This window comes from Streptomyces sp. NPDC026673, from assembly GCF_040638135.1.
Lineage (GTDB): Bacteria > Actinomycetota > Actinomycetes > Streptomycetales > Streptomycetaceae > Actinacidiphila.
The window spans coordinates 16,239-42,144 of the sequence record NZ_JBEZXR010000075.1; the positions used below are offsets into that span (position 1 = coordinate 16,239).

The following is a 25,906-nucleotide window of genomic DNA, read 5'->3' on the forward strand; positions in this document are numbered from 1 at the left end:
ACACTGGAACCATGAGCAGCGGCAACGCAGGCTTGAGAGAACTGGGCACATTCCTCAAGGCGCGCCGGGCCGAGCTGGATCCCCCGCAGGTAGGGCTGCCCGACACCGGCCGCCAGCGCAGGGTGACGGGCCTGCGCCGCGAGGAGGTCGCCCAGCTGGCCGCCATCAGCATCGACTACTACACCCGCGTCGAACAGGGCCGCATGCAGGCATCCGTCCCCGTCCTGGAGGCGATCGTGCGGGCCCTGCGCCTCACCGACGACCAGCGCACCTACCTGTTCGAGCTCGCCGGCCGTCCACCGGCCGAAGCGCCGGCCCGACCGGGCCGGGCCGTCACCCCGCACACCCGCAGGCTCCTCGACCAACTGACCGAATCACCCGCCGTGGTCCTGTCCGACACCATGGACGTCCTGGCCTGGAATCGGCTTGCCGCAGCCCTTATCGTCGACTTCGCACGAGTGCCCGAAGAGAACCGCAACTACGTCTGGCTGCTGTTCAACGACCCCGGCCTGCGTGCCCTGTACGACGACTGGGAGACCGGTGCGCATGCATGCGTGTCCTACCTGCGCATGCACACCGCCCGCCGCCCGGACGACCCCCGCCTCCTGCGCCTCCTGGAACGGATGGCGCATCACGCCGAGTTCCAAGGCTGGTGGCAGACGCGTGAGGTCGCAGTCCAGGGCACCGGCACCAAGGTCTTCCACCATCCGGTCGCCGGTACCCTCCTCCTCGACTGGGACACCCTGACCAGCTCGACCGCTCCCCAACAGCACGTCGTCATCTGGACGGCGCAGTCGGGCAGCCCTTCGGAGAAGGGGCTCCGACGTCTGGCGGCAGCCGCAGCCGCAACCGACCAGGCAGCGGACACGTCTCCCCACACGTCGTCTGTGCACGTCCCCAGTTGATCGGCGTCATGCGGGGCGGCGTGGCACGCATCCGCGTTGCCCGGCACCTTCTTCCAGGCGCGGACGGTGACGGTTGCGCACTGGAGGGCGCCGGGGTGATGCCGGGGTAGGGGGCAGCCACGGGACGTGAGCCACCGCGGGGCCTGTGGACGAGGCGGATCGCAGAGTCTCGGCGCGGTGGTCTTGCGGGCTCGTTCAAGTCGTCCAGCGGCCAGGCCCGGGCGTCCGGCAGGAGCTACGGGCTGCCCTGAGGGTCGAACCGCCCCCAGTGGCCGGAGACCGGGGGAGGAGCGCGGACGGACGGGCAATTCGGTTACAGATGTGGGTTGCTGTCCCCAACGGCGGCGATCATGCCGGGTGAGCCGTATGGGGTGAGGCGCCTCCCTCGTCGCTTCCCGGCACGGCCGCAGGGCTGCTGGGACGGGCGAGCGAGCCGCGACCGGACCGGGCGCCGGTACGGGTGCGTGGCTGCCTCCGGCCTGGCGTCAGAGGTTCGAGGAGAACCGTTCCCGCCGGAGCGACCGGGGTGGCGGGACCCCTGTCCCGTGGAGGCCGCTTCGCAACGATGCATGCTTCGGTCATGTAGTGCAGGACCGCTGTTCGGCCTCTTTGCTGGTCTTCGACAAGGCTTCGTCGATGCCGCAGCGGATGGAGTCCGAGCCGAGGTACTTCGACCAGGTGGTCACCTGTCCCTGCACCCGCCCTTCCGTACACACGACGGAGAAGCTCGCCTTTACACGTTTCGCCGACACCGCGTAGAGGAATCGCCCTCGATCCGGATCGTCGTCGTCGTTGACGAGCTCCGACGTGAGGTGCTCCCGGTCCTTCGGGAGCGTAAGACGAGTCCCGATCCTGCCCAAAGGCTCGTCCGTCTTGGCTTCCAGTGACGCGATGGCATCCGCGGGGCTCACACCGGCCTTGACGGCCGCCGGCGAGATGCTGGCCAGCAGCGGATGAACCATTCTCGCTTCAAGACGGAGCTCCGCTGATCCCCGCGCGGGGATCTCAAGCGCTTCAGCGTCAGACACGGCCGCCAAGAACGGCTCGAACGTGACGTGCTCCCAGGTGAACGTGCCCACCGCACATCGGCCGGGCGTCACGACCGGATGCCGGGAAGGCGCCTGCTCCGAATTCACTCGAGGTGGCGGCTGCTCCCCGGCAGTGCAGGCTGGGAGTAATACAACCATCAGAGCAAGAGCCGCCAGGGGGACAGATCTCAACGCGGCTCCTCTTTCAGTGCGGCCCCACCCGGACCTGGTGCTTCGCAGTGTGGCAGCAGGGCAGCGACGCCCCCCATCCGGGGCACCGTCAGTCACGAAAGTCCAACGCTCTAGGTGGGTTCCCGCCCGCCTGCAGCCAACCTCGACGTCCCCGACAGGGCACACACCTTCCGGCCCGAGGTCATCGCGCAGAACCACTGCCGCCCCGGCCGGGTGGTCTGCCGTAGCAGGTCCCCGCCGATCGCTGTCCTGGTCGAACCCATTGACGACGGACCCGACATGTTGTCAGCATGGCCGCCGCGGCCGGCCGGGCCGCGGTCTGCCGTGACATCAGGGGGAGAGTCACCGTGATCAACCGTTCCGTAAGCCGATTCCTTGTGGCCGCTGCCGTCGCCGCAGGAACTCTCGTACCCGCCGCGCCCGCGTACGCCGGATCCGATTGTCCCTGGTACGCCGTCTGCGGCGACGTCTACAACCGTTCCGGCGGTCACCAGATCAGGATCGCCGGCTGCTGGAGCGACAGCTACGGAAGCAGGTACTACGCGGACGAACTGCCGTGCAACCCGGAGATGGAGCTCGCGAACGGGCGTGACTCGGACGACTACTCCGGCTTCGAGGACACCGACGCCTTCCGGGCCTACAAGGGATGCGTCACGAAGGTGGTCGGCACAGCCCCTCAGGGAATGACCACCACCTACGACCGGCGCGGACTCGGCAGCATGTGGATCAAGATCAACGACGCCCAGGATGTCACCGTCAAGAGCATCACCTGCTGACACCCCGAACCGCGCCGGCGAAGCGCGTACACGGCCGCCGCCCCCACCCCTGGGAGCGGCGGCCGGACGCCCAGCCCGACGCGGAGGATCACCGGGCCCGGCACGCGGTGGAGTGCGGGATCAACCGTCGCAACAGGCGCCGCGCTGTGGCCACGGGGTAGGACAAGGGGGGGGCCGATACGAGGCGACCATTCTTGTTCCGGCCACCAACGGATGGCCGTGACGTCAGGTCAGGCTGCTGCGTGCGGCCGCAAGAAACTCTGCCTTGAAGGGTTCCAGGCGCTCGGCCAGACTCACCGCGTCACGCTCCTGCCACACTGCCTGATTGAGGGCACGGGCATAGGCGGTCGTCGGCGCGTGAAGGCCGGGGGCACACAGCAGCTCGACGCCTTTCTCGGCTATCCGAAGGCCGTCCATCGCCGGCCTGGCCGTCACGTACCACTCATCCCCGACCTCCCATCGGGGCGGCCGCGCATGGGCCACTCCCTCAGCCTCCAGCGCGAACCACGCACCCTCCGAGAAGCCACATTCACGGTGGCACCCGGAGCCCGTGGTGTGCGCGGACAGGGGCACGGTCAGCGGGGGCTCGGTGGTGGCGGTGGGGGTGGGGCGGGCGCCCGCGGCGGCTTCTGGTTGCCTGGGCCCAGAGCCTGCCCCAGGGGAGGTCCCAGTTCGTCATCGTCGGCGATGTTCTCGGCTGGGTCGTCGACCTCGTCGGCCGTGGAAAGAGCCTCGTCCGAGCGCCTTCCGGCCGCCCGATGCCCTTCCACGGACCTGCCGCCCCGACTGTCTCCCACCTAGGCCTCCATTGTGTCGAAATGCCGCAGATGCCATTCAACGGCACTGTAACATCGGGACACTTGGTGAACTGAGCGCTTCAGGGTGCTGTTTCGCTCTCGGGGGAGGGGGAGGACGGCGTGCCGACGAACGTGGCCGGTCTGGTTCTTCTCGTCGTCTTGGCGCTGCCCGGTTACGTCTACCACCGCGCCGTCGACCGCCACGTGCCCGAGCGCGTCCACACCGCGTTCCAGGAGGTGCTCTCGATCCTGTTCGTGAGCGTGGCCATCGACGTCGCAGTGGTCGCCCTGCTCATGGGCGGCACTGCGTACGGGTTGTGGTACGGACCTGACCTGTCGGCCCTCCTGGACCGACCTGGCCCGTACAGCCTGCGCCACTTCTCCGAGTTGGTGCCGTGGGCCGCAGCGGCACTCGTGACCGCAACAGCCGTCGCCTACGGGCTCGGTGCGCGGTGGTGGGTGCGCTGCCTGCCCCGCTCGCTGGCGTCCCGCTGGCAGAGCCGCTCCCGGCGCCTGGAGCCGAAGTCCGCCTGGTGGCTTCTGTTCCACGAGCATCCTGACGCGGCCGTCCATCTGGGATGTGTCCTGACGGACGGCGGTTACCTCGCCGGACGGCTCCACAGTTTCAGCCGCTCCCCGGTCGAGAGCGGTGACCGTGAGCTCACCCTGCGCGGTGACATCACCTACCGCGCGCCGGGAGACAGCACCGCGGCAGTGCTGCCCCTGGTCAACGCGGTGGTCATCAGCGCGCGCCAGCTCGCCTTCGTGACCGTCAGCTATCTGCCGGGCGACGGCGGCTCCCCTCCCGTTCCGGCGCAGGGGGCGGCGACGACCGTCGCGCCGACGGGCGCCGCCGGTGGCTCCACGGGAGGGCCGTGACATGGACACCGTGCTCGGTGAGCTGTGGGGAGGGTGCCGGGTGAGCGCGGCTGTGGCGGAGACCCTCGCGCGGGCGCAGGCACTGGCCGCCCGGCAAGGCCGCGCGCATGTCACGACGGGGCATGTGCTGGACGCGTTGTTATGCGTGGCCGAGGACCCCGCCTCGCACGCGGGCGTGGCGTTGCGGGCCCGGGGACGTCAACCAGGTGAGCTGGGCCGCGAGCGGCTCTGGGGGACGGACGGGCCCGTCGTGGTCAGGAGCCGTGCGGCGGAGCCTCCGCCACCTGATGCCGCCGTCCACGAGGTGCTGCGCGGCCTCGGTTCCTGGACGGCCGTCACGGGGGACCGGCGGGCGACCACACTTCATCTGCTCGCGGCGTTGTCCCGGTCCACCGCTGCCGAGGGCGTCTTCTTGCGCGAGGCCGGACTGAGCTCCGACGCTGTCCTTGCTGCCGGGGCGCGGTGCCGGGGGGACGTGCGTGGGGCGGACGCGGCCTTCGCGGTCGGTCCCCGCTCGGAGGGTGACGGCACGGTCCTGTCGGTGCCCGCGGCCCCCCAGCCGGGCGACCTCGCGACCCGTACCACGGGTCGGCGTTCGGCCTCAGTGTCGCGGTTGATGAGTGGCCAGTTGCCGGAGAGCGGCCGGATGAACACCCGGCTGGGAGTCGTCCGGGTGCGCTCGTGGGTTCTGGGCCACACGGCGCACGGCCTGATCACGCTGTTGACGGTGCTTCTCCTCGTCGACGAGGGCATGGAGAAGGGTGACTGGGTGTTTCTCGCCTGCGTTCCCCTCGTCTCGCTCCAGCTGTCCCTCGTGCCGTGGGCTTTCTGGGTGGCGGCGCGGACCGTCGGGCTGTGGCTGACGCCGGCGCCGCTGTCCTGGCTCGTGTTCGGCGCCTCGCTCATCGAGGTTCTTGTGGTGCGGGACGAGCTATGGATGAAGCGGGTCGACCTCGGCCGCCCGGAGCTTCCGCTGCGCTACTTCCGGCTCTCGTACTGGCGCGAGCTGCGCAGCATGGTCGAGGCGAGGCTGGTCGGTGACGATGAGAGCTGACCTGGCATCGGATCCGGCGTTTCGGGACGCGGAGTCCGCGCGGCGCTGGCTGGCCGAGCGCGGTGGTCCCCGTGACCTGGAGGCGGCCGATCTGGCCGCTCCGGCCGACTTCCTGATCGCGGCCCGCCGCCTGGGCCGCCGCGACGGACTGCTCGTCCTCGGGCGGGCCGTTCGCGACAACCGTGCGTTTCGGCGTGCGGGAACGGGACGGCGCCGCCTTGGCACCTGGGACGTCGACAGCGGGCGGCTGCTCTTTCGGCAGATCGTGCTGCGCCCGCTGGCGTTGAGACTGCTCCTGCCCGGACTCGTCGGCGCTTCCGGAGCCCTGCTCGGTCTGCCCTTTACGCAGATCCTGCTGTGCATGGGTGCGGCGCTGCTGGCCCGCTGGCACACCCTGGCGTGCACCCTGCTGGCCCTTGGCGCCGTCGTGGCCGGGTGGCACACCTGGTGGTTCCCCCCGCTGGCCACGATGACCTCCTGGTACGCCCATGTGGTGACCGACCTGCTGTGGAGCGTGACGGGAACGGCGTGGTGGGCCCGCGGTCCGGCGTTCGCCTTCCTGCCGTGGGGGGACCGGCTGATGCTCAGGGCGCGCGGGAGGTGGACCCTGTTCGCCACGGCGGTCGACCTGGCGGCCGGGGGACAGGCGGAGACCGCCGAACCGTTCCTGGCGCGCTGCGGGGAGGTCCCGCGCCGCAGCCGGCCCGTCCTCGACATGGCACGGGCCCTGGTCGCCCTGCAGCGGGGCGAGTTGGCGGATGCGCTCGCCCGGGCGGGCGCTGCTGTGGATGCCGCGCGGACGTCTCCGCCCGGTGTCCGCGGTTGGTGCCGCGCCCAACTGTCCCAGGTCCTCCTCGCCAGCGGCCGTCTCGACGACGCGGCGGCTGTCCGCGACGAGGCGATGCTTCTGCTCCGGGGTCGGCGGTGCCGCCGCTACGCACGCGAACTGCGGGTCGCGCGTGTGGCCGAGGAACTGGCCGTCGAACCCGTCGAGTCCTCCCTGCGGGAGATCCACCGTCTGCGACGGGCGGCCATGCGCGCCGGCGATCAGAACCTGTTGCGGCTCACGGAGATATGTGTCGTCCAGTTGATGCTGAGGGAGGTGGACAACCGCGCCGGTGCGGCACTGATCCTGCCGTCCGTGGTCGAGGGGGACGACGACGCCCGCACCCCGTGGCACATCACCCCGGACCAGGCGGCGAACGAACGGCTGCTGCGGGCGTCCGTCCTGGTCGAGGTGGCGGACACACGCGACCAGGCGCGCAAGGACGCGCAGGCCGCGCTGGCGATCGTCGATGCCGGCCGCAGGCCGATCGCCGCCGTCGCCGCGCGTCTGCTGCTGGCCCGGGCCGACGAGTTCGACGGCCGTCACGATCTCGCGCTGGCCCAGGCCGCGTATGCTCTCGCGGCCGTACACGACGCCCGTTACCTGATCCCCTCGGCGCGTGGCCGCAAGCAGTGGGAACGCATGCAGCTCAACGCCTATGCCACCGTGTTGCGCCTGGCGGAGCGCTCGCAGGACGCGGTCCTGGTCGCCGAGGTCGTCGAGACCGTGCGAGGCGAGGTACTGCCCGACCGGATCGGCCGCGCGGAACTGGAGGCGCACCTCGCTCTCGACGCGATGACCGCCTCGGCCACGGCCGCCGGGACGGCCGCCCGCGCGGACTCCGCTCCCCGAGGGCCTCTGGCCGGAGAGGACTTGGCGGGGGCGGGGGCGCCGGCCGGGCCGGCGGGCCTCGATCCGGTCCGCAGGCCGCCGCCGGTGAGGGTTGCGGGGCGACGGCGGCTGCCCACCGGAACGGACCGGCCCGACGTGATCGATCTCGACCTGGAGCTGTGCGCGCTGGCCGGCCGCTGCTGGTACTGGAGTGCGGCGGCCGTGCTCGACCGCTACCACTGGGTCGTCCGCGATCCCGACGGCCGCTGGTTCCAGGGGAGTTGCGATTTCGGTGAGCACAGTGCCGCCGCCCTCGCCGACGGGGCGCTGCGCGAGGCGCTGCCGTTGCCGCTCCCGGGCGAGGATTCGGCGTCGGCCGGAGCGCGCGCGGACCGGGGTCCCCTCGGACGGGGGGCCGGACCGGACGGCGGGAAGGAGCGCGCGCTGCTCGGCGCGGCCGCCGATGCCTTCCTGCCGCCCCCGCTCGTGGCCGGGCTGCGCGCCACGTCCGGCGAAGTGTCGTCGCTGGTCGTCTCGCTGCCCGCGGCTCTGGCCCATCTGCCGGTGCCCGCCCTGCCCTTGGAGCCCGGCACGGACCGCCGGGTGGTGGACGTGGCCCGCGTGCTGCACGTCCCGGCCTGGTCGGTGGTCGGACAGCGCCGGTCGCGGCCCTCCGGGCCGACGGGGCCGTACGATCTGCGCCTCGCGGTGATCGCCCCGGACGGCGACCAGGATGCCGCCGCCCGCCTGGAGTGCCCGCCGACCGCCCGCCGGTCCCTCGGCGGCCCGCTGCCGAAGAAGCGGCTGTCGGAGGCCCTGCGCGCGCTCGACGACGACCGGCACTGGCTCCTCTACCTCGCGGGGCACGTGGACGCCGGCGGGAACCCGACCCGCAGCGGTCTGCGACTGGCGCCGGAGGGCGACGGCCACGGCCATCTGTCCATCGCCGAGATGCTCGCCGCCGCGGACCGGGACGGCCAGGAGAACCCGTTCCCGCTTCCCGAGCGGGTCCTCGCCGTCGGGTGCGCCAGCCTCGGGCACGACACCGTGGCCGCCGGCACGGTCCGCACCCCGACCAGTGAGTGGCTCGGCTTCGGCTCGGCATTGATGCTGGCGGGCACCGAACACGCCATCTGCACACTCTTCCCGGTGTATCCGGTACGGCAACTCAAGGACATCGCCCACCGTCTCGCCGAACGGCTCGTGGACGGCGAGAACCCCGCCGACGCGCTGCGCGAGGTCCAGCTCGCCGAACTGGAGCGGTGGCGCCGCACTGGCCGGGGCCGGCCGTTCCTCTGGCAGGCGTTCGTCTACGTGGGAGTGGGGGTCTGACGATGGCGACGGACTTCGTCCAGCGGCGCCCGTCGGGCCCGACCGTGGCCCTCACGCCGCGGCTGCGCTGCACGCACCGAGCGGGTGACGCGGTCGGCGCCGCCGACGCGGCACTCACGACGGGACAGGCCGCGCAGGCGCTCGACGCGTACCTGCGCGCGCTCGCCGACCACCCGAGGTCCGGCTTCTGCGACCGCGTGCTGCACGCGCGAGCGGCGGAGGCGGCACTGGCCGCGCGCTGCCCGCAGATCGCCCGCGACCTGGCGTCCGCGGCCGTGCGCGGCGCCGGTGAGCGACCCATCGGCGCGGACGCCGCACTGACCGCCCGGGCACTGGCCCTGCTGGCCCGCGCCCTGCTGGCCTTGGGCCGGACGGAAGCGGCGGCAGGGGCGCTGCGCCGCGCGCAGAGCACCGTGCAGCGCGACAAGACGGTGGACTGGCTGGTACGCCTGTCCGCGGCCGAAGTCCATCTGGTGCTGGAGGCGCCCTTCGAGGACCTGGACCGCGCCACCACCTGCCTCACCTCGATGCTGAGCAGGCATCGGCTCAACCCTTCCCAGCCCGGCGTGATGACTTCCCTCCTCATCTCACTCGGGCGCACGTTCCTGCGGCACGAGCGGCTGGAACCCGCTTGCGAGGCTTTCGACATGGCCGGCCGGTTCACGGGCGTCACCGATTGGGTCGCCGCCAAGGGCATCCTGGCCGTCGTCAACCGGCATCCCGAGGCCGACCGGCGCATGCGGTACGCCGCGGCGGACTGGGCGGAGGCGCTCTGCGAGGAGGCCCACTGCCGTGCCGCCATGGGCGATGACTGCTCCGACAGCGACGCGCCCCTCGTCTTCGGCCTCGCCGCGACCTCGGCGGCGAACCGAGGTGACGCCGAGACAGCGGCACGGCTGTCCGCTTCCCGTAGCTACCTCGCCGAACTGGCCCGGACGGGGAGGGGAGTGTGGACCGTCCCCGGTGAGCCCCCGGCCGACTCCCTCTTCCTGTTCGCGGACCACGCGGCGCAGCGCCGCTGGGCTGCCCTCCACGAAGGCGTGCACGGTATCCGGGCTCTCGCCACGGCCGGCGCCGACGCGGAACCGGATCCGGGTGGCGGCGTGGACGTTCGAGCACTGCCGCGGCCGGTGTGGTGGGCGGAGCGTTCGGACACCGCCCGCTTGCGCGCTGCGGCCCGGGAGGCGCACGAGGTGTTCTCCCGGCTGAGCGCGTCAGACCCGGAGACGTTCCGGGCGATGTACGACCGTGCCCGCGGGACGATCGCCGACCTGGAGTCGCTGCTCGGCGGGGAGCCGTTGCTCGACGGCCGGCGGACTGCGAACGACCTGGGTACCCGGGCCGTAGGAGTGGCTCGGCGCGCGCCCGGCGAAGGGTCCGCCGAGGCCGAAAGGAACCCACCGGAGGCCCTGAGGCTCCCGCCGGTCGTACCGGGCCCCTTCAAGGACATGACCGCGGAGATCCCACAGGGCGAGCGGCCGCTGCCCGGGGCCTTGGCACGTCCTTCCTGGTGGGCTCCGGCGGCCGGGCGGCCTGGGGGCGACTGCTGGACGGCGCTGACCGCGGCGGCCGAGGCCCACCGGCTCGGGCACGGGCGAGTGGGAAGCGAGCACCTCCTCCTGGCCGTGTGCGAGGACACCTACTGTGGCGGGCTGTTGGGGCTGCTGGACATCACCCGGCCGGCCGTACTTCGATGTGTCACGGCGCTGCTGGGGCCCGACCCGGAACGCCGCGCGGACCTCTCGCTCACCGAGCGGGCGACAACCGTGCTCGCCCTGGCCGCCGGTCATGCCCGGAGCCTGGGCGCGAGGCGCGTCCGCCCGCTCCACGTCCTCGGCGCTCTGGCGCTGGACGGCCGGGGCGTCGGCGCCCAGATCCTGACCGCGCTCGGCGCGGACCACGACGAGATCCTGGTTCGCGTGCGACTGCACACCGCCTCAGCCTCGCAACCCCCGACGCTGTCGCCGGACTCGGCTGGGTACCTGATCGGCGGGCTGCCGACGCTGGGGGATTTCACCGCACCGGCCCGCCGGAGCGTCGCCCGGGCGGTGGACTGGGCCGCGGACTCACCGGGCGGTCTGCTGGACCCGGCGCTGCTGCTCCGTGCGATCGCCGCGGAGGGCTGGGACCAGACCCGCCACGTGGCCGCCGACACCGACGCCACCGCCGGCCCGCCGGGCATGCCTCTCGCCGGTCCTCCGCGCCGCCCGGAGCGCGCCCCGTCGGACGCGGATGCCCCCGAGCCGGACAGCGCCGGCCACCCCGCCCCACGGGCAGGCGCGGCCCCCCTGCGCGTCATGTCCACACCGGCCGTACACCGGGTGCTGGCGGCGGCCTCCCAGGACGCGGTAAGGCGTGGCCGTCCGGGTGCGGACCTGGACGACATCGTCCAGGCGATCCTCCGGGACGGTGACTTTGCCGCGCATCCCGCGCGCCCGGTTCCGGCAGCCGGGGAGGACAGGGCCGGGCCGGCGCCCGACGCCGGGGCGAAGGGCGTCCTGGATTCCGCCCGGGCGGCCGCCGAGGCCGGGGACCAGCCCTACATCGGTCCCGAACACCTCCACACCGCTCTGGACCAGGCCGGTGACCGGCTGTTCCGCGGTCAGACCCCTGCGCCCGCCCCTGAAGCGGGGACGGGGCCGGAGCCCTGTGTTCCGCTGCCGCTGACTCCGAGGGCCGACCGGGTGCTCGCGTCCGCCGCCGCCCTGGCGCGCGCCGCCGGCCACACCGAATACACCGCCGATGATCTGGCGCGGGCCCTCGACCAGGTCGCACCCAGCCCGAACTCCCGCTCAGAGCAGGCCGATTCCCAGCCCGGTACGCCGATCGCGTACGACGCGGCGGACGATGGCGCGGCGGGCCGTGAGACTCCGAAGCGGCCCGGCGGACAGTCGTTCCACCCGGAGTTGGTCTGGCACCTGGACCGCGCCCTGAACGCGATCGACCGCGAGACGACCCGTCTGCTGGCCCGGGGCCACTCCACCGACGGGGACGAGGCCGAGTACCGGCGGCGCATGGAAGAGGTGCTCGACGCGCAGGGCGAGCACCTCGAAATCCTGCGGCTCCTCCACCGGCACGCCCCCCATCGCCACGTGGACTGGCTGATCGAGGTACTGCTCGCCGTCGCCCGACGGCGTCGGGGCTTGGCGGCCTCCGCCGCGCTCGGCCAGGCTGCCGCGCTGGCCCGGCTGGACATGCGGCCGCACGCGGAGCGGACGGCGGACCTGGCCCGCACCCTCACCAAGATAGGCGTAGTGCATCAGGAGTCAGGGAGGTGGAGGGAAGCCCTGACGCTGCACGACGAGGCACTCGCCCTGCTGGAGTCGGTGCAGGAGCCCGATGACGAATCCCCCCTGGCTGCCGAGGCGGCGTCCGAGGCGGCCGACCTGCGGGGCTGGACGCTCGGACAGCGCGCGCGCTGCCTCGCCGTCGAAGGCCCGGACTCCGAAGCCGCCGCCCTCTTGCTGGTCGCCGCCCATCAGCGGCACCGGATGGCAAGGGCAACGCCGTCGGTGCGCATCGGACCGATGGTGACGGAGGCCGCGTCCGTGATGCGACGGCTCGGAGACCTCGGCCGTCACGACCGGGCGCTCGTCGTGGCGAACCGCACGATCGAGGTAGTGGACGCCGAACTGCCGGTACTGGCCGCTGTCCACGACGAGCGGGCACGGGCGCTGGCCCGCCTCAATCGAGGCGACCTCGGGAGGGCCGACCACGACCAAGCGGTCCGGCTGACACCCGCCGACCCGTCCCGTCTGTCCGCGAGAGGCGCGCATCTGCTGTGGACCGGACGGATCGACGACGCCGTGGCCGACTTCGACCGCGCTCTCGCGCTCTCCCCCCACGGGGCCATCCCCCGGCACCGCAGGGGCGAGGCCTTCCGCCGCGCCGGGCGTTTCACCGAGGCGCTCGCCGACCTCGACGCCGTCCCACGGGAGGGCGGGTCCCCGTCGGCACTGCTGTCCCGCGGGCAAGTGCGGCGCGAGCTCGGTGACATGGAAGAGGCAGTGCGGGACCTCACGGCGGCGAGCGCCATCGATCCCGACTGCGTCTGGACCCGCTACGAGTACGCCCTCGGGCTGTTCGTCGCCGGCCGCGCGGAACAGGCGCGCCTGCAGATCGGCGCGGCGATCCGCCAGGAGACGTCCCTCTACCGGGAGTTCGGCCCCTGGTGTTTCACCCATGCAGCCAACCTGGCGGTCTTCCACGTGGCGCTCGGCGCGGAACGCCAGGCCCGTCGCTGGCTGGGGACGGCGCTCAACTACCGCCACCATCCCTGGGGACTCGCGGACTTCCGCGACGACCTCGCCGAGCTGGTCCGTGTCCTCCCGGGGCGTGCCGACCTGTGCGCCGAGCTGAGCCAGGCGGCCCACCGACCGATCCCCTGAGCGGGGGCCCAGCCTCGCACTTTCGCGCGCCCAGCAGACTCGGAGGTCTGGACGACGCAGTTGATCTGCGGTCGCAACCTTGTTGCCGCCTACCGGGGGAGGTTCGGTCCGGTGAGCTGCCATGAGGCCCTGACGAAGCATGGCGGCGTCGGGGGAAACGCCCGGCGTCTTCTGGGAAAGTCCCGCAGCTGTAGCGTGCGAGCCATGACGCTTGGGACTGGGACGGTACACGGCTTTGAGGCGCGCAAATTGCTGGTCGAGGCGGGTGTGGATCCGAGCGATCTGCGGCTGGACGTGTATGACCACGTGGATCGTGGTGTCGAGCTTGCCCTGAGCGGTTTCGGCTCCGAGCGCTCTGACCTGGTCGAGGGCGCGGTTTCCATCGCGTCGGACATTCTGTGGCGATGGCGTGCGCCCCGGCCGGAGTTGGTGGCCGGCCTGGTGCGTTGCCTGGACTCCCCTCATGCTCATGCCAGGGGCGACGCGGCGATGGCGCTGGCGGGGCTGGTGTCGTCGGACTCCACGCAGGAGATCACGTCGGCCGTTCCCGCCCTGATCGTGGCCGCCAACGATTCTTACGACAGGGTTGCCGGGCCGGCGGCACTGGCTCTTGCCCGTCTCGACCATCCGGCAGTTCGGGAGCCGGTGCACCGGTGGCTGGCATCAAGCAGCCGGCTTCCGGTCTTCCAGGTGACGTCACTCGGGCAGGTCCTGCAGCCGCTGGTCGGATGTGCCGATGAGTTGCTTCCCGGAATCCGTCGCATGCTCGTCGACTCGGCCGACAGCGAGGGACTGCGTCCGGTCCTGACGGCCCTGGCCGCTTGGGGTCCCGCTGTGAGCGAGGGGGTTCCGGAGCTCGTGTCGACACTGTCCACCCGCAATGTCCGATGGGCCTGCGACGTGCTCGGCAGTATCGGCCCGGCGGCGGCGCTCACGGCGAGCACCCTCGAGGGCTTTGCCCGTGGTGTCACGCAACCACCGCGCCACGACGGCAGCACCCTGATGCCGAACGGCATACGACGATGGCACGGCGCGCAGAACGCGGCGTGGGCTCACTGGCGAATCACCGGCGAACCGGAGGTCTTCCTGACTTTCGTGGAGGAGGCGGCCTCCCGGGGCTTGGGGTATGCCGACCTCGGCCGTTTGGCGGAGTTGGGGCCGCTGGCGACACGATGCGTGACCGCGCTCCGGCCGTTGCTGGAGTCCCCCGGCCCGTGGACCCGCGTCCAGGCCGCCTATGCCTGGTGGCGGATCACCGGCGACACCGAGGCCGCCGTTCCGGTACTGCTGGCGGCGCTGGAAGCTCTGAGGTCGGGTGATGCCGACGAGCCCTGCCGCGCGGCGGTCCGCTACATCGCCCAGATCGGTGCCCCGGCCTCTGCCGCGGCGCCTCTGCTCGAAGCGACGCTGTCGTCCGACCGGCGCTTCCCAGCGGAGTTCTACCCTGCGGCACGGGCGGCGCTGGCGTCCTTCGGCGACGGCCCCCGCCTGCGGTCAGCGGGTCGCGTCAGAAGCGGGAGATGTTGAAGTCGAACAGACCGGTGTCCTGTGGCTTCTCTGCGCCCTGAGGCCGGCGGGTGTCGTCGCCCACCGGTCCCGAGCGTTGGAGCCCCGCGGGTCACGGAGGCCGGCACGCGGCCCGGCATCAGTCAGGCCGGTGGGAGTCGGCTCTCCCCGCCGTGTGTTGCCGCCGCAACTCGCGGGGGCTCACACCGTACGTGGTCTTGAAGACGCGACTGAAGTGGGCCGCGCTGGCGAACCCCCACTGGTGGGCGATGGCCTCGATCGTCATGAACTGATGCACTGGCGAGGCCAGTTCCTTCTTGCACTCTTCGAGGCGCTGCGTCCTTATCCATTCGCCGAGGGTGATTCCCGCTCGGGACAGGGTCAGGTAGAGCTGGCGTACGGACACCTGGTGCTCGGCGGCGATACGTGCGGCGGTCAGGTCGGGTTCTGCCAGATGGAGGCGGACGTATTCCTGGACGCGCTGCAGAAGGGTGCTGTTCAAAGGCGCTCGGGCCAGGTCGTCCCGGCCCAGGGCCATGGTGAGCACAGCCCTGATCAGGTCGACACAGGGCTCCTCGAACAGGGCGGTCCCGGCCTCGTCGACAGTGGCCTGACTACGGGCCAGTCGGGTGAAGAAGGCCGCTGTGGCTCCCACGACCGGGCAGTCCGAACCGATGCGCACAGCTGTGACCTGGTCGAGCAAGGACGGCCGCAGCCCCAGGACATGCGTGGGAACGCGCACGAGAACCGAATGTGTCGAGCCGTGGAAGAAGACCTCATAGGGCTTCGCATTGTCGAGCACCGTGAGATCCCCGGCCCTTCTCAGTGCGTGCCTGCCTCCCTGGCGGACGTCGGAGACCCCCGCCTCCTGGAGATGGACGAGAACGTGCGGCACCATGTCCTCGTTCATCGGGGCAGCGGTACACAGGAGGCGGGTCACGTTCCAGCCGATCTCCGAGACCTTCACCGACCCCAGCGCGTTGGTGGTCGCATAGGCCCGCTGGCGATGCGGATTCGGCGGAAGGTCCACCTCTACGCGGCCGTTGATGGACCACGAGAAATCCCGGATCGCGTCCGCACGATCACCAGGAGCCAGCGACGCGGCGTCGAGTCGAACTGCCATGTGAGCTTCCTCCCGAACAGGTCGCGGAGCCTGCGTAGCGGGCGCACATTTTCCGTGGCACTGCGGCCAGTTGCCCATTTCGCAGTTTTTGCTGCATTGTGCATCTTAATTTCTGCCTGGCCTTGCGGTACACCAGCGGGCCACCGTTGAGGGCCCGGGCCGCTCCCGGGGGCGGGTTCACCAGCACGCTCCGCCTGAGTGCCGACGGCTGCTGCCGCCCGCCCCTGCCCCTGATCGTCAGGCCGGAACAGCGGGCGGACTGAAGCCACCCAGGGCTGCGCCGAGCCAGCCAAGGCGAAGGTCGCAGGACAAGCCTGCCGGATCCACGCATGCGCCCGCATCGCGTGGCGCGGATCGGTACGGCGGCACTGATCACCCGCTGTGTTACTGAAGGGGGAGATCGACGGCCTGGAGAGAATCAGTCTGCAGGACGCCGGCCTGCCGCCACTCCATGGGAGACACTCCGTAGACCGAACGGAAGGTGCGGCTGAAGTGCGCGTGGCTGGCGAAGCCCCAGCGGTGTGCGATGGCCGCCACGGTCTGCCCCGCGAGTTCCGGGGATACGAGGTCCCTTCGACATGCCTCCAGTCTGAGGCGCTGGATCCAACGGCCGACGGTCATGGGCTCGTCCTTGAAGAGCTGGTACAGGTAGCGAACGGAGATGTGGTGTTCGGCGGCGAGTGAGGCCGGGCAGAGTGCGGGGTCTTGCAGGTGGGCGCGAATGTAGCTGCGCAGGCGTAGCAACAGGTCCGCCTCCGCGGCGGGCGTGGCCGCTTCCCTGATGTTGCCCTCCAGGGCTACCAGGGCCGTCAGCACGTCGACGATGCCCCGTTTGAGGAAGTCCTTCGGAGTCGGCGCGCAGATGCAGTGGTCCGTCATCGTGACGAGTCCGTTCACGTACGACGCGAGGATTCCGCTGATGCCTCGGCGGGTTGAGTAGGTCCGGCCGGTGGCCAGGCGCAGTGCCGAGTCGGGGAGATCCAGCATCTCGCGCGGGACTGTGACGAGGTGCCGTCGTACCGGGCCGGTGAACTCGACGGCGTAGGGCCTGCGGGTGTCGAGGATGACGAGCTCGCCGGCGGCGACCGGGATCTCCTGGCCGTCATGATGCGCGACGCCGGCACCGGTTCGTTGCAGGCTCACGACCAGCGATTCGTCGCCGTCCGCGGCGATGAGCGGCGCGGTTCGGGCCAGCCGTTGCGGGCTTGTCTCGATGACACCGGCTTGGATGCCCGCCACGCATGCCCGTCGAATGGCGCCATGGATCACGGCCTCTCCCAGGCTACGGACCTCCATCTGAATGAACGCCTGGCCCACGGCGTCTGCCCAGTACTCGGTCCGCTCGTCGGGCGGTTTGATGTCAGTGCGGAATGCTTGGATCACGATGCCCTCGCATAGTGCCAGGGAGCCATTGCGTTCCCGGGACCTGCGCAACGCGTCCACGCGTCGCGCGACGCCGGGACCGGGAAGCCCTTTCCCTGCCAACGTAAGGCCCGGCCGCGGTCACCGACCGTCTGCCGGGTGAGACTGCGGGACACCCGCAGACATGCGATCGGGAAACTGCCGGGAAACCCGGATGCCCCGACCGGGAGGTCGTGCGAGGGTCCGGCGCCGGGCCCCGAATTGATCTTGCCTCCAAGACGATGAAGCCGATCGCACCATGCTCGCCATTCCCCGCATGCACAACCTTGCCCTGGCCGGATAGCGGCGAACGCACACACCGGCCGTGCCGCCATCCGAGGAGGATGCGGTGGCGAAGCGGGGTGAAGCCTGCTGTGCCGCAGCAGCTATCCGTCCGAATTCCGCGATCACGGGCGGCTGACCGACGGTGCGTATCACGTGCGGAGACTCAGGCTGGCGCGGCTTTCGGCTTCCTGAGGTTGCGTCCGGGACGTCGAAGCCCGCTCTGACCATGGGTGGGCTGTTTCAGCATCGGCTGAAAACCCCTTGCCCCCCAGGCTGCCCGCTTGGTGGGATGCAGGGGTTTCGACGGCGGGAGTGGACGGCTTGGCGGTGTTCGGGTGTGCGGGCTGCGGTGTGGTTCTGACGGCGGCGGTGTCGGAGGTGGCGTTGCCGATCCATCTGGCCGACGCCCATTGGGAGACGCTGCACCCGCCGCTGCTGGAGGCGGGGTCCTACGCTGTCGACCCTGAGCCGTATGGGCCGCCGTGGCGGCAGTGGGACGAGGTCGGGGAGCGCGAGGCGGCGGAGCGGGGGCGCTTCGCGCCGTATGGCGCGCTGTCCGGCGGGGCGTCCGGCACCGTGCTGCTCGCGCCCGGCGACATGCGGGGCACCAGGCTGATCGTCGAGCGGGCCGGGGGCTACTGCATGGGAATCGACGGGAGGGACGGGCCGAACCTTGCCTGCCTGGGCTGCGATCTGCCGGTCGCGACGAGGATGGACGACTGCGGGTGCTGGCAGGTCGTCCGGCTCGTCCCGCAGGCGGTGGTACGGCTCCCCGGCCCGCCGGAGCGGCCGATCATGGATTGGGCGGAGCTGCCGGCCACCGGCGCGTTGTGGCATCGGCTGAGCGAGTACCGGGACATCCCGGCGGGCGTGGCCCTGGCCCGGGTGGTGGCGGCCGCCGGGGGCGCGTCGGTCGAGGTGGCGCCCGGGCCGCTGGTTGAGCTGTTCGGCCGGGCGCTCGATGCTTTGCTGCCCGCCGAGGAAGGTGCGAAGCGGCTGGACTTGGCGGGGCCGGGGTTCGGCGAGCCGGCAGCTGACCTGGTGCTGGTGCCGGTACATCCGCAGACCGGGGACATGTGGCGGCCGCGTGCCGGAGCGGTGCCGGTTCCTATGGATGCCGCGCTCTGGGCCGAGCTCGCCTTCCCTCCGCACCGGACCCGGCTGCCGGTGGTCGGCGGACTGCCGGCGGGGGTGGAACGGGACGACCCGCTGCCGCCGCACCCGGGGTACCTGTTCCAGCCGTCGGGGGAGGCGTTCCGGTACACGCTCGCACGGATGCCCGCCGTCAGGGAACCGTGGTTGCGGGCGATCTACGACCGAGGCTGTTGACCCGTCAGGGGGAGGAGGACGTGGACGGTGTGGCCATGGATCGAGGCGCGGCTGGGACCAGGACGCCACCTGATCACACGTGGCAGACCGAGATCACGCGTTCAACGTCCCCCCGCAGTCGCTGGGTTCAACGCGACCACTCGCAAGATCGGCAGACCCGAGGATGCCGGGTGTGGCTGCCGCCTTCACCCCGCACGAGTGGCTTCCACCGATCGGCCACCCGGTCTCCCACGACGAATCCGCCACTAATGCGGATACGCTCGGCACGATCGGCAAGGACACGCCGGCGAGGCCGTCTGCTGGACCTGCTCAATCCGCGAGCACGACCTCGGATCGCAGGACGGAGTACACGACCATGTCGCGCCACCGTCCGGCGCGGAAACACGCCCCGCGCTGTACGCCCTCGCGAGTGAATCCGGCCGACTGCAAGGCCCGCTGCTCGGCGATGTTGGCGATGTCGGTACTTGCCTCGACCCGGTTGGCCTTGGTGTGGGAGAAGAGGTACTCGACGAGCTGACGCTGGGCGTGCGTGCCGTATCCCTTGCCGCGCTCCGCGGACAGCAGCGCGATGCCGATGTTCCAGCAGGGCGATGCCGGGCCGAGCATGACCTGGTGCCACTGCACCTCGCCCACAAAGCGGTCGCCGTCCCCGGCGACGGCCAGCCGACCGCGTTCCTCGGCGATGAAGCCCGTCTGCGCCCACTGCCGGCGAAGGGTCCCGGGGTTGCGGTGGCCGAAGAAGGCGAACTCCGCTGCTTCGGCCGGGTCCTCGAAGAGACGCTCGAGCAGATCCAGGTCGCGTTCGGCTATGGGCCGCAGACGCACGGGTTTCGACATGGCGGCCAGATTAGCGCCCCCGTCACACGCTGCCGGCACTCGGCCGGACGCTCGTGCGCAGGCCCTCCGACTCCACGTCCGAAGTTCCCGACTGCGGCGATGTGGAAGGCTCCCTCGTCCTCGCCGACGCGGACAGGATCCGGCGGCGAACCCGCCCACTCGTGACGCGGTGCGCGCCCTCGTCCGGCTTCGGCGTGAGGGGGCGGTCATCGCGAGCGCGGGATCGCGGTGGTGTGTCCTCCTGGGCAACCCGCTTGTCGGCCGGGCGAGCGCACCGGGTGCTCAGACGGGGACGCGGTGGACCGGATGCTCGTCGGCTTTGCAGACCGGTCAGGTCAGTTCTTCGGGTACGGGGAGACCGAGGTGGGCGAGCAGTGCGCCGACCTTGCGGTCCAGCTCCCTTCCCACTTCCGTGATCTCCGGCCGACCGAGCACGCTGACCGTGTCGCTGGGGCGGTCGATCGCGAAAACCGCCTCGCCTGAGGGGGATTCGTGGATCGTGGTGCGCAGTGGCGCGTACATCAGGGCCCCGGCATCGTGCCGGTACATGCGCTCTGCGATGGTGTGATTGCCCATCAGGTACTCGGTGCATCGGGCCTGGTCGCCGGCCACGCCGAACAGCGGCTGGGCGTCGAACTTCCAGTAGATCATGAACCCCAGCGGAGCGTCCTTGTCGGCGAGTTCGCGTACGGCGCTCCACGAAGCCCGCTGGGTGACCAGTTCGAAGGTGCGCCGGTAGTCGAGCGGCGGGACGGCCTGCTCGAAGCGGGCCCGGAACTGGTCGTAGTTCGTTCCGACCGGGATCTCCAATCGCGTGACGGAACGGGGGAGTGCGCGGATCGCTGGGTGCGTCGTCGTGGTGGTGTGGACCATGATCTGCTCCCTTCTGGCTTGCCTTGCAGGAGCCAGCCTAGGAGGCGCGACAGGCTTTCGCAACAAAATCCAGCATTTCGGGCATATCGAAGGGTGTTCACGGGGTCTCGGTGGCGCCCAGGACCTGGGCGAGGTCGCTCCGCCAGGGCCTGACCCAGGCGGTCTCGGTGCGTGGCACCCGCTTGCGACAGCGCGGGCAGCGGCGGCCGGGTTCGAAGGACTGTCCGCAGACGCTGTGCACAAGACGCATCGGCTGCGTCGGTGACGCGGGCTCGCTGTGGGTGTTCCCCCACACCATCATGGCGTGCAGGACGGGGAGCAGGTCCTCACCCGCCGGCGTCAGCCGGTACTCCTCGCGGGTCCGGCCGCCGCCCTCGGGCCGGTAGGGGACTCGCGCGAGCAGCCCCGACTCGACGAGTTGCCGCAGACGGTTGGACAGGACGTTGTCCGCGATGTCCAGTTCGGCCTTGAAGTCGTCGAAGCGCGTCATCCCGACGGTGGCGTTGCGCATGATCAGCAACGTCCACCGGTCGCCCAGGATGTCGGCAGCCCGTCCGATCGGGCATGGTCCATCGGCGGTGCCGCGGCGGGGTCCTGGCATGCCGCACCTCCAGACTTGCCTAATGCAAGCCTACGCCCTCTGTCGGGTACGAGCCCGTTCGTCCTCGAGGGCAAGAAGGAGAGCAATCAAGGCTGGGGTGATCTGCTGCCGCCCGGCGCGAGGGGGGCTGTCAGGGCGTCGCACCGCAGGTGGGGCCGTGGCAGTGATCGTGTACGTCGGTTGCGCAGGGAGAGCCTGTTGTCGGAGGTCGCGCCTAGGCTGGCTCCATGATCCCTGGCAGAGCTGCCGGGAGTGTTCGGAACGGCCGTGGGGGTCGGGGTGCACTGGTGGAACAGGAAGCCTGGGGAGCGGGCGCAGTGGGTGCTTGATCCGTTGGTGGGGGTGGGGCCGCTGCGGTTCGGGATGAACTCGGATGAGGTGGCATCGGCTCTGGACGGGGCGATCGCCCACGTCTCGCAGGGGCTGGGCGGCGGCAGAGGCTGGGGCTCTTACACCGCCTGGGGTGTGACCGGGATCTATGGGGCGGATTCGGGCTTGGTCGCGGTGGCGATCGATGCGATGGACGGCCCACTGGTGAGTCTGCGGGACATCGAGCTGATCGCCCGAGTGCCCTCCGAGGTGTGCGCCGATATTCAGGACCTCGCCCACCGGGAGGGGACTTCCGTGCGGGTGAACTGGAGCGGTGATCCGGAGATCGAGGCGTGGGGTGTTTCCATGGGCGCCGCGCAGGAACTGGGGCTGTCGTCCGAGGGGTATCAGCAGCGGCAGGACACGGTGATCACCCATGCCCTGCTCGTCAACAGTGAGCTGGCGGAGGATCCGTACGGATCCGAGCCAGTCGTGTACTGGCGCGATGTCAGGGATGAGCGGCCGAACCCGGGGACGTGGCCTATGAGGGCCGAGAAAGACCGGTCGCGCTGGGACTGGACACCGCTGCAGAGCATCGGCCCCCTCCAGTTCGGCATGAATCCGCAGCAGGTGTCGAGCGTGTTGGACGAGGAGCCGGCTGCTCGTCTCGGCCGGTACTCCTTCGGGCAGCCGTGGGAAGGCCCCGGGGAGTGGATCCTGTACCGCGACCGTTTCGACAAAGCCGGCGTGACCGCTCACTATGCCTGTGGCCCGGGCGTGCCCCCCACCCTGGGCGCAGTCACCGTCGACGGACTCACCGGGCCGCAGGTGGAATTCGAGGGCATCCGGCTGATCGGCATGCCGGTCCAGGCTGTGGACGCGTCCTTGATCCAGTACCTGGAGGAGAGCGGGCCGGACATAACCTTCGGTTGCGGAGGAGATCTCGGTTCGAGCGGCCTCAACATGTATGTACGAGCCACCCGAGCCGGCGACACCGTGGTCAGCGGGGCACGGTTCTGCCAAGCGGAGTGGGAGGACCACGGCTGACCCACACGGCGGACCGTGCGCGTCAGCGTGCGTCACCATGGTGCGGCCCACTCACCATCCGGCGCTCTTGAGGACCGCGGCCACACTCGGTCGTCGCCGTCGGGGTGGGGGTCCCGGCGTTCTGCCTGGTCGAGGTCACTGTGGCTGAGCACATGGCGGTGTAGCCCGACAGCAGGCTTGACGGTGCTTTGGCCGGCGCGGGGGCCCTCACCGCGGATGCCCGGGTTACCGGGGTCGACAGCCGGGACCGCCACGCCGGCCCCGCGTGTCACCGCCGGTCCGCGCGCTCGCCACCCCACACCCCTCACGGGTCAGCGTGAGGGGTGCGGGACGGGTGGGGGTCGTGGGGAGTGGTTCCCGGTTGTCAGAGGGCGGGGTGCTGGTCGCGCACCGGGCTCAGTGTCTCCAGCAGCGAGGCGGTGTGCAGGATCGTCGACTCCGCGTGCCAGGCGGCCGCCAGTTGCACACCGATCGGCATGCCGTCGCTGCTCGTGCCGAACCGCATGGAGAGGGCCGGCAGTCCCGTCAGGCTGAACGGGACGGTCGTCGACGACACATGGAAGGGACCGACGGTTTGGCCGTCGAGGGTGAACTGCCCGAGCTGGTGCTGGTGTGCGGGGATGGTCGTCACCGGCAGCAGCAGGACGTCGTAGTGGTGGAAGTACTCCGCGAAACCGTCCCGGAGCCGCTCGATGCCCTGTTCGGCCCGGACGTAGTCCTCCACGGACGTGTCGGGCATGCCGGCCAAGGTCTTGGAGTAGGTGAACATCTGGTCTTCGTGACCCGCGGTGACCTGCCGGAAGGCCGGCTTCACCTCCATGACGTGCTGCAGGTTGAAAAGCTCGAGAGGGTTGTCCCGTTCAAGGGCCGGGATGGTCACGGCGTCGACCCGGGCTCCGGCCGCCTGCAGGGCGTCGGCGGCCGCCCTCACCGTTGCCGCGACCTCTGCGTCGGTCGGACCGAGTCCCGAGTCGACCAGCCATCCCACGCGCACGGGCCGGCCCGGCCAGGCGCCCAGGCCGGCGTCGAACTCGCGCGGGGCGGTGGCAAAGCCGTCGGCGCCGTCGGGGCCGGTCAGCAGCCCGTACGCGAGTGCGAGGTCGCGGATGCTGCGGGCCATGGGCCCGACGTGCCAGTCACGGCGCGGCTCGCGCGGCCAGACTCCCGTCATCGGGATGCGTCCGTGCGTCGGCTTGAGGGACACCACACCGGTGTCGGCCGCCGGCCCGCGCACCGAGATGGACAGGTCGCTCGCAAGCCCCAGCGGTGACATCCCCGCCGCGATCGCCGCGGACTCCCCGCCGCTGGAACCGCCGGAAGAGCGGTCGAGGTCCCAGGGGTTGTTCGTCCTGCCCGTCAGGAGGTTGTCGGACTCCACCCAGTACGAGAACTCCGGGAGATTGGTCTTGGCCAGGAGGATCGCTCCGGCCCGCTTCAGGCGCGCCACCGCGGTGGCATCCGTGTCCGGGATGCGCCCCGCGAAAATCGGCGAACCGCGCTGGGTGAGCACTCCCGCGGTGTCGAACGAGTCCTTGGCCGTGAAGGGCACGCCGTGCAGCGGCCCTGTCTCCCCGCCCGCCGCGAGCTCTTCGTCCGCCCCCCGAGCGGCCTTCAACGCGCCGTCGGCGAGCGTGACGATGGCGTTGATCCCCGGATTGACGGCCTGGATGCGGTCCAGGTGCGCCTGGACCACCTCGACGGACGACACCTTCCCGGCACGGATCAGCTCGGCGAGTTCGCTCGCGTCGACGTAGATGAGATCGGTGGTCATGATGAATCCTGTCCTCGACCGGTCTGCTCCACCTGTTCCGGACCGGTCTGCTCTTTGTCGTGCCGCCCGGGCTCGGTGAGCCGCAGGCAGTGGGACTCGCCAGGCATGCAAGGCCTGGCGGGTGACCGTCATGGTGCGGCCGGAATGGCCGGAGCCGCCATGCGGTCCGCGATCACGCTCGCCTCGGTCCGGAGGCCTCCGGGAGCGTGAAGGCCATCGTGATGAACACGACAGCTCAGTCCTGGCAGTGGGGGACGAACCAGGCCTCGTGCGCCGCCGGTGAGACCGCGTCGCGGCAGGCGGCAGGCCCGCCACGGGGCAGTGGATCTGCAACGAAAGGCACGAGGAGCTCCTCCTCGATCGAGGCGGCTGCGCTCTTGGGTTCTATGCCCCCGTATAGATACTATGTAGGTCAGCATACATGTTATGTGGAGAGGATGCGGGATGGGAAGGCGAACGGACACCAAGCAGAAGATGGTGCAGGCCGCCAAGCAGCTGATCCGGCAGCGCGGCTACCACGCGACGGCCTTCTCCGACGTGCTCGAACTCAGCGGCACATCCCGCGGTTCGGTCTACTTCCACTTCCCTGGCGGCAAGACGCAACTGGCGATCGAAGCCGCCGAAGCCCACGCCTTCGAGCAGGTCGAGATCATCGACCGCGCCGCCGGACAGGCCGGCTCCGCAGGTCAGCTGATCGAGTTCTACGTCGAACTGGGCCGCGACGCCATGATCGCCGGCGACTACGGGCGAGGCTGCGCCGTCGCCCCGCTGATCACCGAGGGCGCCACGCAGGACTCGGCCGAGATCGCCGAAACCGGCCGTCGTGCCTTCTCGGAGATGACCGACAGGCTCGCCTTCCACTTCGTCGCCTTCGGCGTGGAGCGCGCGTCGGCGAGAGTGCTCGCCGACGCCGTGCTCGCGGGCATCGAGGGAGCGATGATCACCTCCCGCGCTCTGCGTAGCCCCACTCCGTATGAGGCGGTCCGTACCGTATTGGTCAGCCACGCCGCGAGCGTGTCCCCGAAGGGCATCGAACGCGTCCGACGCTGAAGCACCGTCCCCGCCGGCCCGGCCCGCCACCACCGCACGGGCCGGTCGCTCAGTGCGCCCACGCGTCGTCCCCGTACCCTGGTGTGTCCGGTCCCAGAGCACCCGGCCCCCGCCAGCGCCTCTTCCGATCGCCGGGTCCGGTCTCCGTGTTCTTGACGCTCAAGCTTTGTGTGTTGACCTACATAGCATCGGGTTGCGGTGTGAGCGGCAACCGCACACCGGCGCGTCCCGGGGCATCGGAATGGGCACCGCGACAGCGCTGCACGAACAAGGTGACGAGGTCTTCGCCGCCGCCCGCGACGTTGCCATGCTCTACGCCCTGCCGGTGGCGCAGAAGTAGAGCACTTCCTCGCAGCCGTCCGCCCGGCCGACGGCAAGACCAGCTCCGCGATCTGGCCGTACGCGTACGAGGTCGCCAACGGCCTCCGCGAGAAGCAGGCCGCGGCTCGCTTTCCGCGGCCGCGAGGTCCTGGACCTGGTCCTCACCGACGACCCCGCCGAGCTGCTCACCGCGGCCCGCGCGGTCGCCGCCCCGGCGCAGGCCGCCGGCGTCTGCCCGGGCGAGCGCCTCTTGCCTGGCACGCCGAGGCCCGCCTCGTCCAGCTCGTCCACGGCCCGTGCTGCAGACCGGGCCTCCCGGTGCCCAGCGGGAATCGCGGGGCCGGTGAGGCAGCTTCGCGATCCGCCGCCTGCCCCGACAGCTGTGCCGACGAACGGCGGGCCGCGGCCCCGCGTTGGTCGGCCGTATCTCACGCGCAGCCGCGTT

18 protein-coding genes are annotated in these 25,906 nt (G+C 71.0%); 10 read left to right on the forward strand and 8 right to left on the reverse strand.

The annotated features are described in order from the left end of the window. The first annotated feature begins 11 nt into the window (after nucleotides 1–11). The gene (locus tag AB0F62_RS34410; RefSeq protein ID WP_361808650.1) at nucleotides 12–905 is read left to right on the forward strand and encodes a helix-turn-helix domain-containing protein; all 894 of its coding nucleotides are present in this window, start codon (nucleotides 12–14) and stop codon (nucleotides 903–905) included. Nucleotides 906–1,483: 578 nt separating this feature from the next. Here AB0F62_RS34410 and AB0F62_RS34415 read toward each other — a convergent pair. After that, entirely contained in the window at nucleotides 1,484–1,984 is a 501-nt protein-coding gene (locus AB0F62_RS34415) for a hypothetical protein (protein WP_361808653.1), read from the reverse strand. Nucleotides 1,985–2,472: 488 nt separating this feature from the next. On the opposite strand from AB0F62_RS34415, the gene AB0F62_RS34420 reads away from it, so the two are divergent. Beyond that, on the forward strand, nucleotides 2,473–2,901 hold the full coding sequence (locus tag AB0F62_RS34420; protein ID WP_361808656.1) for a hypothetical protein: 429 nt from the start codon (nucleotides 2,473–2,475) through the stop codon (nucleotides 2,899–2,901). Between the two features lie 225 nt (nucleotides 2,902–3,126). Here AB0F62_RS34420 and AB0F62_RS34425 read toward each other — a convergent pair whose 3' ends face one another. Beyond that, nucleotides 3,127–3,336, reverse strand: coding sequence for a hypothetical protein (locus tag AB0F62_RS34425; RefSeq protein WP_361808659.1), 210 nt, complete (start codon nucleotides 3,334–3,336; stop codon nucleotides 3,127–3,129). 482 nt (nucleotides 3,337–3,818) lie between these two features. On the opposite strand from AB0F62_RS34425, the gene AB0F62_RS34430 reads away from it, so the two are divergent. The 5 genes from AB0F62_RS34430 to AB0F62_RS34450 all read left to right on the forward strand — a co-directional run bounded on the left by AB0F62_RS34430 (nucleotide 3,819) and on the right by AB0F62_RS34450 (nucleotide 14,535). Next, a complete protein-coding gene (locus AB0F62_RS34430; protein ID WP_361808662.1) occupies nucleotides 3,819–4,577 on the forward strand; it encodes a DUF6338 family protein in 759 nt (252 codons plus the stop codon). 1 nt (nucleotide 4,578) lies between these two features. Next, nucleotides 4,579–5,631: a hypothetical protein gene (locus AB0F62_RS34435; protein ID WP_361808665.1), complete on the forward strand. Its 1,053-nt coding sequence runs from the start codon at nucleotides 4,579–4,581 to the stop codon at nucleotides 5,629–5,631. Beyond that, nucleotides 5,621–8,620: a CHAT domain-containing protein gene (locus AB0F62_RS34440; protein ID WP_361808701.1), complete on the forward strand. Its 3,000-nt coding sequence runs from the start codon at nucleotides 5,621–5,623 to the stop codon at nucleotides 8,618–8,620. Before AB0F62_RS34435 ends, AB0F62_RS34440 begins: the two co-directional genes overlap by 11 nt. Before the next feature lie 2 nt (nucleotides 8,621–8,622). Then, entirely contained in the window at nucleotides 8,623–13,008 is a 4,386-nt protein-coding gene (locus AB0F62_RS34445) for a Clp protease N-terminal domain-containing protein (protein WP_361808668.1), read from the forward strand. Between the two features lie 204 nt (nucleotides 13,009–13,212). Then, complete coding sequence (locus tag AB0F62_RS34450; RefSeq protein ID WP_361808671.1) at nucleotides 13,213–14,535, forward strand: hypothetical protein; 1,323 nt, start codon at nucleotides 13,213–13,215, stop codon at nucleotides 14,533–14,535. Between the two features lie 118 nt (nucleotides 14,536–14,653). Here the strand turns inward: AB0F62_RS34450 and AB0F62_RS34455 are convergent, their stop codons facing one another. Both AB0F62_RS34455 and AB0F62_RS34460 read right to left on the reverse strand, forming a co-directional pair. After that, nucleotides 14,654–15,637 (reverse strand): helix-turn-helix domain-containing protein, encoded by a 984-nt coding sequence (locus AB0F62_RS34455; RefSeq protein ID WP_361808674.1) that lies wholly within the window; start codon nucleotides 15,635–15,637, stop codon nucleotides 14,654–14,656. Between the two features lie 384 nt (nucleotides 15,638–16,021). After that, a complete protein-coding gene (locus AB0F62_RS34460; RefSeq protein WP_361808677.1) occupies nucleotides 16,022–17,080 on the reverse strand; it encodes a helix-turn-helix domain-containing protein in 1,059 nt (352 codons plus the stop codon). Nucleotides 17,081–17,644: 564 nt separating this feature from the next. Here AB0F62_RS34460 and AB0F62_RS34465 point away from each other — a divergent pair. Then, nucleotides 17,645–18,652, forward strand: a complete 1,008-nt coding sequence (locus AB0F62_RS34465) for a hypothetical protein (protein WP_361808680.1) — start codon at nucleotides 17,645–17,647, stop codon at nucleotides 18,650–18,652. Nucleotides 18,653–18,961: 309 nt separating this feature from the next. On the opposite strand, the gene AB0F62_RS34470 is transcribed toward AB0F62_RS34465, so the two are convergent. From AB0F62_RS34470 to AB0F62_RS34480, 3 genes are all read right to left on the reverse strand, one after another. Next, nucleotides 18,962–19,489, reverse strand: coding sequence for a GNAT family protein (locus tag AB0F62_RS34470; RefSeq protein WP_361808683.1), 528 nt, complete (start codon nucleotides 19,487–19,489; stop codon nucleotides 18,962–18,964). Nucleotides 19,490–19,819: 330 nt separating this feature from the next. Then, nucleotides 19,820–20,362 (reverse strand): hypothetical protein, encoded by a 543-nt coding sequence (locus AB0F62_RS34475; RefSeq protein WP_361808686.1) that lies wholly within the window; start codon nucleotides 20,360–20,362, stop codon nucleotides 19,820–19,822. Between the two features lie 97 nt (nucleotides 20,363–20,459). Further along, the gene (locus AB0F62_RS34480) at nucleotides 20,460–20,963 is read right to left on the reverse strand and encodes a helix-turn-helix domain-containing protein (protein ID WP_361808689.1); all 504 of its coding nucleotides are present in this window, start codon (nucleotides 20,961–20,963) and stop codon (nucleotides 20,460–20,462) included. Nucleotides 20,964–21,284: 321 nt separating this feature from the next. Between AB0F62_RS34480 and AB0F62_RS34485 the strand changes: the two genes are divergently transcribed. Beyond that, nucleotides 21,285–22,319 (forward strand): hypothetical protein, encoded by a 1,035-nt coding sequence (locus AB0F62_RS34485; protein ID WP_361808692.1) that lies wholly within the window; start codon nucleotides 21,285–21,287, stop codon nucleotides 22,317–22,319. Between the two features lie 364 nt (nucleotides 22,320–22,683). Here the strand turns inward: AB0F62_RS34485 and AB0F62_RS34490 are convergent, their stop codons facing one another. Further along, complete coding sequence (locus AB0F62_RS34490) at nucleotides 22,684–24,090, reverse strand: amidase (protein WP_361808695.1); 1,407 nt, start codon at nucleotides 24,088–24,090, stop codon at nucleotides 22,684–22,686. 444 nt (nucleotides 24,091–24,534) lie between these two features. Between AB0F62_RS34490 and AB0F62_RS34495 the strand changes: the two genes are divergently transcribed. Further along, complete coding sequence (locus AB0F62_RS34495) at nucleotides 24,535–25,140, forward strand: TetR/AcrR family transcriptional regulator (protein WP_361808698.1); 606 nt, start codon at nucleotides 24,535–24,537, stop codon at nucleotides 25,138–25,140. Nucleotides 25,141–25,906: the final 766 nt, after the last annotated feature.